This window comes from Streptomyces cellostaticus (assembly GCF_001513965.1).
In the GTDB taxonomy this organism is placed as follows: Bacteria; Actinomycetota; Actinomycetes; order Streptomycetales; family Streptomycetaceae; genus Streptomyces; species Streptomyces cellostaticus.
In genome coordinates this window covers 413,904-421,345 of record NZ_KQ948018.1, presented here as the reverse complement: position 1 = coordinate 421,345, position 7,442 = coordinate 413,904, and the positions used below count along the sequence as shown (strand labels likewise).

Sequence of the window (7,442 nt, the reverse complement as noted above, 5' to 3'; positions counted from 1 at the left end):
TACTAGATCATGAAATCGGCGTGTCGATGTCCGTTTTATGGTGTATTCACATAATCTCCGTGACTGAAAGAGGTCGATCTGTGGCAGATCGCATCCACTCACTCAATGGAGATGACATGCACAAGCTTCGCAAGGCTGCTGTCCTGATCGCTGCCATCAGCAGCGTCGGACTCCTGAGCGCCGGCACTGCCCAGGCGGCCGGTGGGGGCGGCGAGGACCACGGGAACAAATTCATGCAGAGCTCGAACTGCAAGGACCACGACCTGAACGTCGACGTCCTCGGCGAGGTCGGCATCCTCAACGGCGTGCTGGGCAACGCGCTCAACGGTGAGGGCGACCCGGGCGCACAGGGCACGCACATCGGCTCGGTCATGGGCTGCAACAGCAGCGTCTTCTAAGAGGTCGACCCGGCAGGGTACGGGGGCGCGCCACAGCGCCCCTGGTGCCACCGCCCGCAACCGTGCGACTCGTGTCCCCGGTGACCGACAGAGCGACGAAGCCCCCCGCGATGCATTCGCGGGGGGCTTCGCTGCATGTCCGCCGCTATGACGTCCGGCGCAGTGCGCGCAGCCCACGCAACCCGATGCCCCCGATGACCGTCCCCAATACGAAGGAGACGACCGCCAGCAGCAGGTGCACCCAGAAGTACGCCGTCGGGTGACCGTCGTCGAAGGCGAGACCGCTGCCGTCCTTGATCAAGTTCTTGACGAAAGTGACCCAGATGACCCAGCTCCACACCCCGAAGGCGAGCAGGAACCAGGAGACCGGGCGGCTGAGTTTCACAGGGACTGACCTTTCGACACCGGGCTGGGCCGATGAGCACAGCACGGGACCAGTATCGCCGTCGGCTGTCCGCCTCCGTGTCCGGGGTGGGGCGCCAGGCGGGACTTCACGGCCCGTGACAGGTACGTTCTCGACCGTGCCCGCACCGAAGAAGACCGGCCGGCGATCCCTGCTGGTCACCTCCGCCACTTTGCTGACCCTCTCCGTCACCGCTCCCGCCGCCCTCGCGGCCCCGACCCCCCAGGCCGACCCGACGGCCACTCCCCCGGCGCACATGTCGCAGGTGGGCGGCGTCCGGCTCGGACAGTCCGGGACGCAGGTGAACCTCGCCGACGGTGTGCCCGCGCTCCCCAAGGACCTCACCGCCCGCTCCTGGATCGTCTCCGACGCCGAGTCCGGCGAGATCCTCGCCGCGCACAACGCGCACTGGCAGCTGCCCCCGGCGAGCACCATGAAGATGCTGTTCGCGGACACGGTGCTGCCCCGGTTCCCGAGGACCATGGAGCACAAGGTGGTCCCGGCCGACATGGCGGGCATCGGGGCGGGCTCCAGCATGGTCGGGATAAAGGAGAACGAGACCTACACGGTCCACGACCTGTGGCTCGGCGTCTTCCTGCGCTCCGGCAACGACGCCGTCCACGTGCTGTCCTCGATGAACGGCGGCGTCGAGCAGACCGTCCAGGACATGCAGGCGCACGCCCAGGAGCTCCAGGCCCTCGACACGCACGTGGTCAGCCCCGACGGCTACGACGCCAAGGGCCAGGTGTCCTCCGCGTACGACCTGACGCTGTTCGCCCGCTCGGGCCTGCAGAAGAAGGACTTCCGGGAGTACTGCGCGACCGTGCGGGCCCAGTTCCCCGGCGGCACCGCGAAGAACGGCAAGGGCACCTCCACCCGCGAGACCTTCGAGATCCAGAACACCAACCGGCTGCTGAGCGGCGACACGGACGTGCCCGTCTACCAGGGCATCGCCGGCGTGAAGAACGGCAACACGACCAATGCGGGCGCCACCTTCACCGGCGTGGCCGAGCGGAACGGCAAGGTGCTGCTGGTCACAGTGATGAACCCGGAGAAGCACGAGCACAACGAGGTCTACAAGGAGACCGCGAAACTGCTCGACTGGGGCTTCCAGGCGGCCGGCAAGGTCAACCCGGTGGGCGATCTGGTCCCGCCGAAGAACGTCGCACAGTCCACCGCCCAGCCGGGGGCCGCCTCGGCAGGGACGCAGGGGACCGGCGGCTCCGGTTCGAAGCCGGTGGCGAGCTCCAGCGCCGGGGGCGGCTCCGGCGGCGTCGGGATCGCCCTGGGCGTCGCGGGCGGGCTGGTGGTGCTGCTCGCGGGCGGGGCGTTCCTGGTCAACCGCCGCTGGCCGCTGCCGGATCTGATGCGTCGTCGGTCGCGTCCGTGACGTCGTTCTCCGTGCTCTGCGTCGCCGTCCAGGCGGCGCAGAACAGGACCAGTTTCGCGGTGAAGTTGATCCACAGCAGCAGGGCCACGGGGACGCCGAACGCGCCGTACATGCTCTTTGCGGCGACGCCCTGGATATAGCCGCTGAGCAGCAGCTTCAGCAGTTCGAAGCCGACCGCGCCGAGCAGCGCGGCCACCAGCAGGCGGCGGCGCGGCGGTTCGACGCCGGGCAGCAGGGTCAGGACGTAGAGCAGGACCAGGAAGTCGGCGAGCACGGCGACGGCGAACGCGGCGATCCGCAGCAGGATGCCGCTCCAGCCCGACCGGTCGAGGCCGAGCTGGTCGGTGATCAGGCCCACCAGCGCGGAGGCGACGGTGGAGATGGCCAGGGTGGCGAGGACGGCGCCGCCGAAGCCGACCAGGATGCCCGCGTCCTTGACCTTGACGAGGACCGGGTTCTGCTCGCTGTCGGGCAGCTCCCACACCGCGCGCAGGCAGTCGCGCATCTGGCCCACCCAGCCGATGCCGGTGACCAGCAGCAGGGCGCCGGCGATGAGCCCGACGGTGCCGGCGTTCTGGACCAGGGAGTTGATGTCCACCTGGTCGGCGAGGCCGGGGAGCTGGTCGGCGATCTTGTTCTGGAGGTCCTTCTGCTGCGACGTGCTGAGCGTGGCGGCGGCGATGGCACCGGCCAGCGTCAGCAGCGGGAACAGCGCCACGAAGCTGATGAAGGTCATCGCGGCGGCCAGCCGGGTCCACTTCACCCGGTCCAGGCGCTCGTACGACCGCCACGCGTGCGTGGCGGTCAGCCAGGTGACGACCGGCCCGATCCCGGGCAGCTTCTTCAGCCAGTCCATGATCGGACTGTGCCCGCTGCGAGTGGGCGTCAACACCGCGTTTCTTCACCAGAACGGTCATATACGGGCGATACGGTCGGCTGTCATGAAGGACGCCACCGATCTGCCCCAGTCCCTGCTCGTCCTCGGCGGCACGTCCGAGATCGCGCTGGCCACCGCCCGCCGACTGATCGCCCGCCGTACCCGCAGCGTGTGGCTGGCGGGCCGCCCCGGCTCCGCCCTGGAACAGGCGGCCGAGAGCCTGCGTACCCTGGGCGCGGACGTCCGCACCGTCGCCTTCGACGCCCTCGACCCCGAGTCCCACGAGACCGTGCTCGGCAAGGTCTTCGCCGAGGGCGGCATCGACCTGGTGCTGCTCGCTTTCGGCATCCTCGGCGACCAGGCCTACGACGAGCGCGACCCGCTGCGCGCCGTCCAGGTCGCCCGGACCAACTACACCGGAGCCGTCTCGGCCGGCCTGGTGGCCGCCCGCGCCCTCCAGACCCAGGGCCACGGCTCCCTCGTGGTCCTCTCCTCGGTCGCCGGTGAACGGGCCCGCCGCGCCGACTTCATCTACGGCTCCAGCAAGGCCGGCCTCGACACCTTCGCCCAGGGCCTCGGCGACGCGCTGTACGGCACCGGCGTGCACGTCATGGTCGTACGCCCCGGATTCGTCCGCACCAGGATGACCGCCGGCCTGCCCGAGGCACCGCTCGCCACCACCCCGGAGGCGGTCGCCACGGCCGTCGAACTGGGCCTGCGCCGCCGCTCGGAGACCGTGTGGGTACCGGGGGTGCTGCGCCTGGTGATGTCGGTGCTGCGGCACGCACCGCGGGCGCTGTTCCGCAGACTGCCGGTCTGACGGAACGGGGCTACCGGCTGGCGATCGTCCCGCGCTCGACGTCCGGGTACCCGCCCTGCGGCGGCACCACGGATCCGCCGAACGGGTACTCCCGCAGCTTGCGCCACACCTCGTCGACGCCCTGCTCGTACAGCGCGAACCCGGTGCACGACCACTCGGCCTCGAAATCGGCCAGCTCCGCGAAGGCCCGGTCCATCGCCGCCTCGTCGATGCCGTGCGCGACCGTCACGTGCGGGTGGTACGGGAACTGCAGGTCGCGCGCCACGGGCCCGGAGGCGTCGCGGACCCGCTGCTGGAGCCTGCCGCAGTCCTCCGCCCCCAGTACGACGCGCACGTAGACCACCGGCGACAGGGGCCGGAAGGTGCCGGTCCCGGACAGCCGCATCGGGAACGGCCGGGCGGCCGCGGCGACCTGGGCGAGATACGCCTGGACCGCCGGCAGGCCGGTAGCCTCCACCTCGGTCGGCGGCAGCAGGGTGACATGCGTGGGGATGCCGTGAGCCGCGGCGTCGCCGAAGCCCGCGCGCCGCTCCTGGAGCAGGCTGCCGTGAGGCTCCGGGACCGCGATCGACACGCCGATCGTTACGGTCCCCACGTCGTCTCCTGTCGTCGCGTGTTCTTCTCGGCCGCATTCGTCCCGGCCGTCGGCTATCGACTGTACGGCCACGGATGTCCTGTGGGCAGGCGCAGCAGAAGTGATGTGCAGCGCTCTGTCCCCTCGGATGTGTGTACGGTCGTGCGCCTCAGCGCCGGTCCGTGCTTCTCAGTGCTTCGCCGGCAGGAAACCCACCCGGTCGTACGCCTGCGCCAGCGTCTCCGCGGCGACGGCGCGCGCCTTCTCCGCACCCTTGGCGAGGATCGAGTCGAGCGTCTCGGAGTCGTCCAGGTACTGCTGCGTGCGCTCCCGGAACGGCGTCACGAACTCGACCATGACCTCGGCGAGGTCCGTCTTGAGCGCGCCGTACATCTTGCCCTCGTAGTCCTGCTCCAGCTCGGCGACCGACCTGCCGGTGAGCGTGGAGTAGATGGTGAGGAGGTTCGACACGCCCGGCTTGTTCTCCACGTCGTAGCGGATCACGGTGTCGGTGTCGGTGACCGCGCTCTTGACCTTCTTCGCCGTCGTCTTCGGCTCGTCCAGCAGGTTGATCAGGCCCTTCGGCGTGGACGCCGACTTGCTCATCTTGATCGACGGGTCCTGGAGGTCGTAGATCTTCGCCGTCTCCTTGAGGATGTACGGCGCCGGGATCGTGAACGTGTCGCCGTACCGGCCGTTGAAACGCTCGGCCAGGTCGCGGGTCAGCTCGATGTGCTGGCGCTGGTCCTCGCCGACGGGCACCTCGTTGGCCTGGTAGAGGAGGATGTCGGCGACCTGGAGGACCGGGTACGTGAACAGGCCGACGGACGCGCGGTCCGCGCCCTGCTTGGCGGACTTGTCCTTGAACTGGGTCATGCGGCTGGCCTCGCCGAAGCCCGTGAGGCAGTTCATGATCCAGGCGAGCTGGGCGTGCTCGGGCACATGGCTCTGCACGAAGAGGGTGCAGCGGTCCGGGTCCAGGCCTGCGGCCAGCAGCTGGGCGGCGGCCAGACGGGTGTTGGCGCGCAGGTCCTTCGGGTCCTGCGGGACCGTGATCGCGTGCAGGTCGACGACCATGTAGAAGGCGTCGTGGGACTCCTGCAGGGCTACCCACTGGCGGACGGCGCCGAGGTAGTTGCCGAGGTGGAACGAGCCTGCGGTGGGCTGGATTCCGGAGAGCACGCGGGGTCGGTCAACAGAGGCCATGTTGCCCATTCTCTCATCGGCTGAGGATGGGATCGGCCTCTGAGGTGGGGGGTCGTCCGGGGCGTGGGGGACTGCGGACCGCTGGGGCTGGTCGCGCAGTTCCCCGCGCCCCTTCGGGGCGCTTCAGCCCAGGTCGATCTCCGGGTACAGCGGGAACGCCGCCACCAGGTCTGTTGCCCTCTGGGCGATCTCCTCGGCGACCTTGTCGTCCAGGACGTGGGCGGCCTTGCTCGGGGCGCCCGACTTGGTGGTGCCCGGCTCCGTCGTCGTCAGGACTCGGTCGATCAGGCCCGCCACCTCGTCCATCTCCGCCGTGCCGAGGCCCCGGGTGGTCAGGGCGGGGGTGCCGATGCGGATGCCGGAGGTGTACCAGGCGCCGTTCGGGTCGGCCGGGATGGCGTTGCGGTTGGTGACGATGCCCGAGTCGAGGAGGGCCGCTTCGGCCTGGCGGCCGGTCAGGCCGTAGGAGGTGGCGACGTCGATCAGGTTGAGGTGGTTGTCCGTGCCTCCGGTGACCAGGGTGGCGCCGCGGCGCATCAGGCCCTCGGCGAGGGCACGGGAGTTGTCGACGATGCGCTGGGCGTAGTCCTGGAAGGAGGGCCGGCGGGCCTCGGCGAGGGCGACGGCCTTCGCGGCCATGACGTGCGGGAGCGGGCCGCCGAGGACCATCGGGCAGCCGCGGTCGACCTGGTCCTTGAGGGAGTCGTCGCACAGGACCATGCCGCCGCGCGGGCCGCGCAGGGACTTGTGGGTCGTGGTGGTGACGATCTGGGCGTGCGGGACCGGGTCGAAGTCGCCGGTCAGGACCTTGCCGGCGACCAGGCCCGCGAAGTGGGCCATGTCGACCATGAGGGTCGCGCCGACCTCGTCGGCGATCTCACGCATGATGCGGAAGTTCACCAGACGGGGGTACGCCGAGTAGCCCGCGACGATGATCAGGGGCTTGAACTCGCGGGCCTGGGCGCGCAGGGCCTCGTAGTCGATCAGGCCCGAGGCCGGGTCGGTGCCGTAGGAGCGCTGGTCGAACATCTTGCCGGAGATGTTCGGGCGGAAACCGTGGGTGAGGTGGCCGCCGGCGTCCAGGGACATGCCGAGCATGCGCTGGTTGCCGAAGGCCTGGCGGAGCTCGGCCCAGTCGGCCTCCGAGAGGTCGTTGACCTGGCGGGCGCCGGCCTTCTCCAGGAAGGGGGCCTCGACCCGGGCCGCGAGGACGGCCCAGAAGGCGACGAGGTTGGCGTCGATGCCGGAGTGCGGCTGGACGTAGGCGTGCCGGGCGCCGAACAGCTCCTTGGCGTGCTCGGCGGCGAGCGACTCGACGGTGTCGACGTTGCGGCAGCCGGCGTAGAAGCGGCGGCCGATGGTGCCCTCGGCGTACTTGTCGCTGAACCAGTTGCCCATGGCGAGCAGGGTGGCCGGGGAGGCGTAGTTCTCGGAGGCGATCAGCTTGAGCATCTCGCGCTGGTCGGCCACCTCCTGGCCGATGGCGTCGGCGACCCGGGGCTCCACGGCACGGATCACGTCGAGGGCCGCGCGATAGGCGGTGGACTCGGTGGAGAGGGGCTGCTGCTCTGGCATGGGGACCTCCGGACGGTGTGCGTACAGCGTTCACGTTCGGCCCAGGCGCACGGCACTGTTTTACCGCTCGGGCCGCTCCCCGATGGTCCGTCCCATCCCAGCGCGCCAGTCACGGCCCGCTCGTCAGCCTACCGGGCGCGCCGCGCGGAGCGGCTCCCGCATCCACCATGCGAGCGAAGATAGGAAGGGGGTCACCGTC

General features: G+C 70.0%; 8 protein-coding genes and 1 riboswitch. Of the genes, 3 read left to right on the top strand and 5 right to left on the bottom strand.

Annotated elements, in window-relative coordinates; genetic code table 11:
• The first annotated feature begins 116 nt into the window (after positions 1-116).
• Positions 117-398 (top strand): hypothetical protein, encoded by a 282-nt coding sequence (locus AQI88_RS11490; RefSeq protein WP_066996034.1) that lies wholly within the window; start codon positions 117-119, stop codon positions 396-398.
• A 145-nt stretch (positions 399-543) separates the two neighbouring features.
• Here the strand turns inward: AQI88_RS11490 and AQI88_RS11485 are convergent, their stop codons facing one another.
• The gene (locus tag AQI88_RS11485; protein WP_066996031.1) at positions 544-783 is read right to left on the bottom strand and encodes an SCO4848 family membrane protein; all 240 of its coding nucleotides are present in this window, start codon (positions 781-783) and stop codon (positions 544-546) included.
• A 136-nt stretch (positions 784-919) separates the two neighbouring features.
• Between AQI88_RS11485 and AQI88_RS11480 the strand changes: the two genes are divergently transcribed.
• Positions 920-2,191, top strand: coding sequence for a D-alanyl-D-alanine carboxypeptidase family protein (locus tag AQI88_RS11480; protein WP_066996028.1), 1,272 nt, complete (start codon positions 920-922; stop codon positions 2,189-2,191).
• Here AQI88_RS11480 and AQI88_RS11475 read toward each other — a convergent pair.
• Entirely contained in the window at positions 2,139-3,047 is a 909-nt protein-coding gene (locus tag AQI88_RS11475) for a YihY/virulence factor BrkB family protein (RefSeq protein WP_066996026.1), read from the bottom strand. The two genes, AQI88_RS11480 and AQI88_RS11475, sit on opposite strands and share 53 nt — an antisense overlap.
• Before the next feature lie 85 nt (positions 3,048-3,132).
• On the opposite strand from AQI88_RS11475, the gene dprE2 reads away from it, so the two are divergent.
• Positions 3,133-3,888, top strand: a complete 756-nt coding sequence (gene dprE2 / locus AQI88_RS11470) for a decaprenylphospho-beta-D-erythro-pentofuranosid-2-ulose 2-reductase (RefSeq protein WP_066996155.1) — start codon at positions 3,133-3,135, stop codon at positions 3,886-3,888.
• A gap of 10 nt (positions 3,889-3,898) precedes the next feature.
• Here the strand turns inward: dprE2 and AQI88_RS11465 are convergent, their stop codons facing one another.
• The 3 genes from AQI88_RS11465 to AQI88_RS11455 form a co-directional block, all read right to left on the bottom strand.
• The gene (locus AQI88_RS11465; protein ID WP_066996023.1) at positions 3,899-4,483 is read right to left on the bottom strand and encodes a 2'-5' RNA ligase family protein; all 585 of its coding nucleotides are present in this window, start codon (positions 4,481-4,483) and stop codon (positions 3,899-3,901) included.
• 168 nt (positions 4,484-4,651) lie between these two features.
• A complete protein-coding gene (gene trpS, locus AQI88_RS11460; protein ID WP_066996152.1) occupies positions 4,652-5,668 on the bottom strand; it encodes a tryptophan--tRNA ligase in 1,017 nt (338 codons plus the stop codon).
• Between the two features lie 123 nt (positions 5,669-5,791).
• Positions 5,792-7,243 carry a glycine hydroxymethyltransferase gene (locus AQI88_RS11455; RefSeq protein WP_066996020.1) on the bottom strand — a complete coding sequence of 484 codons (1,452 nt, stop codon included), beginning with the start codon at positions 7,241-7,243 and terminating at the stop codon, positions 5,792-5,794.
• A gap of 32 nt (positions 7,244-7,275) precedes the next feature.
• A riboswitch (ZMP/ZTP riboswitch) is annotated at positions 7,276-7,366 on the bottom strand.
• Between the last annotated feature and the right edge of the window lie 76 nt (positions 7,367-7,442).